The organism is Actinosynnema sp. (genome assembly GCF_052038725.1).
The window spans coordinates 1-1,750 of the sequence record NZ_JBQGCX010001501.1 but is presented as its reverse complement, the minus strand read 5'-3'; the positions used below and the strand labels follow the sequence as shown (position 1 = coordinate 1,750).

The following is a 1,750-nucleotide window of genomic DNA, read 5'->3' as shown; positions in this document are numbered from 1 at the left end:
CCCCAACCCGGCCCTGACCCCGGCCAGCACCCCCTCCAGGGTCGTGGACTGCGCGGTCACCTGGACCTGGTGCCCCTCGCCGGTCAGCACGGACAGCGCCCGCTCCCGCAACCCGCACGGCTCCTCGAACGCGACCAGCGGCCACGTCCCGCTCGCGCCGTCCGGCTGCCACCCGCGCGCCGCGTACCACACCAGCGGCAGCCGCCCCACCAGGTGACCGGGCCCCTGGCCGCCGGGGTCGAGCACGAACGCGAAGTCCACCGCGCCCCTGTGCACCGACTCGGCCAGCTGCGTGGACCGCCCGATCTCGAACCGCGTCGAGCAGTCCGGGAACGCCTCCCGCAACGCCCTGATCATCTCCGGCAGCACCTGGCCCGCGCTGTGCTCGGTCGACCCGACCACGATGGTCCGCTCCGGCCGCGCCTCCAGCCTGCGCAGCGACGCGTCGTGCACCTCGATGATCCGCCTCGCCTCGGCCAGCACGCGCTCGCCCTCGTGCGTGAACCGCATGTTCCGGCCGTCCCGCTCGAACAGCTTGCGCTTGAGGCCGCGCTCCAGCAGCCGCACGTGCTGGCTGAGCGCGGGCTGGCTGATGTGCCTGACCGCAGCCGCCTTGCCGAACCCACCGCACTCGGCGATCGCGACCAGTGTCCGCAGGTGTTCGAGGTCGAGTGAGTTCGCCATGCCCCCGATTAGAGCCGACCCCGGTGGCCGCGGGGCGCCGCTGCCGGCATGTGGGACTCGTCCGCGCCACCCCTTGACCGGGATCGATCCATCGCACTCCCGCATGGGAAGCGATCGAGGAACGCTCTTGGACGCGGCGCGCGGGCGAGGGCGAGGGTGGGGTGGACCGCGGGTCGGAACCGGGGAGGGGAGCGCCATGGGGCACGAGGTCGCACGTGAACGGGCGGCGGTGCTGGAGGCGGTGCGCGGAGCGGGTTCGGACCGGACGGCGCTGCCGGGCGCGGTGCGCGGGGCGGGCCTGGACCCGGCGCGGTTGCGGGCGGCGTTCGGCGCGTTCCCGAGCGGTGTGGTGGCGGTGGCGGCCGAGGTCGACGGCGGGCTCGTGGGCCTGTGCGCGAGCTCGTTCACGTCGGTCTCCCTCGACCCGCCGCTGGTGTCGTTCTCGATCGCCACGGGTTCCCGCACGTGGCCGTCGCTGCGCGGGGCCGCCCGGATCGGCGTGACCGTGCTGGCCGACCACCACGGCCCGGTGGCCCGGCAGCTCGCCGGTCCCGCCGAGGACCGCTTCACCGGGCTGGACGCGGTGGTGGGGGAGGGCGGCGCGGTCACCCTGCCCGACGGGGTGGCGTGGTTCGAGGCGTCCCCGGAGCGCGGGGTGGAGGCGGGCGACCACACGATCGTCCTGCTGCGCCTGCACTCCGCCGCGCACACCCCCGGAACCCCGCTGGTGTTCCACCGCAGCGGTTTCGGCCTGCGCGCCGGGGAGCGCGGCTTCGCCGCTCCGCAGGATCCGGGCACGTCCACGACCCCCGGCGCCCGACCGCCGCTCCGCCCGCTGAGCGAGTGCGACGACGTCTACGACGTGCTGCGGGACGTGCAGGCCAGACCCAGCACGTGGGTCCGGTCGCTGCGCGAGCTGGAAACCGCGCTGTGGGGGTACGGCGTGGCCCTGCAGGTGCACGGCATCGCCGAACCGCACCCCTTCGGCGGCAGCCGCGGGTTCTCCGACTGGCTGCGGGAGCGGTTCGGCTGGGCCCTGGAACGCGGTTGGGCGCGCGCCATCGAG

The 1,750-nt window shown here is 75.3% G+C and carries 2 protein-coding genes; one reads left to right on the top strand and one right to left on the bottom strand.

Annotated features, from left to right (window positions below):
* The coding region (locus ACTUAL_RS31685) for a LysR family transcriptional regulator (RefSeq protein ID WP_440902798.1) at nucleotides 1-684 on the bottom strand (684 nt) is incomplete at its 3' end.
* A gap of 196 nt (nucleotides 685-880) precedes the next feature.
* On the opposite strand from ACTUAL_RS31685, the gene ACTUAL_RS31680 reads away from it, so the two are divergent.
* Nucleotides 881-1,750, top strand: an 870-nt coding sequence (locus ACTUAL_RS31680; RefSeq protein ID WP_440902797.1) for a flavin reductase family protein, incomplete at its 3' end; no start/stop codon positions are given.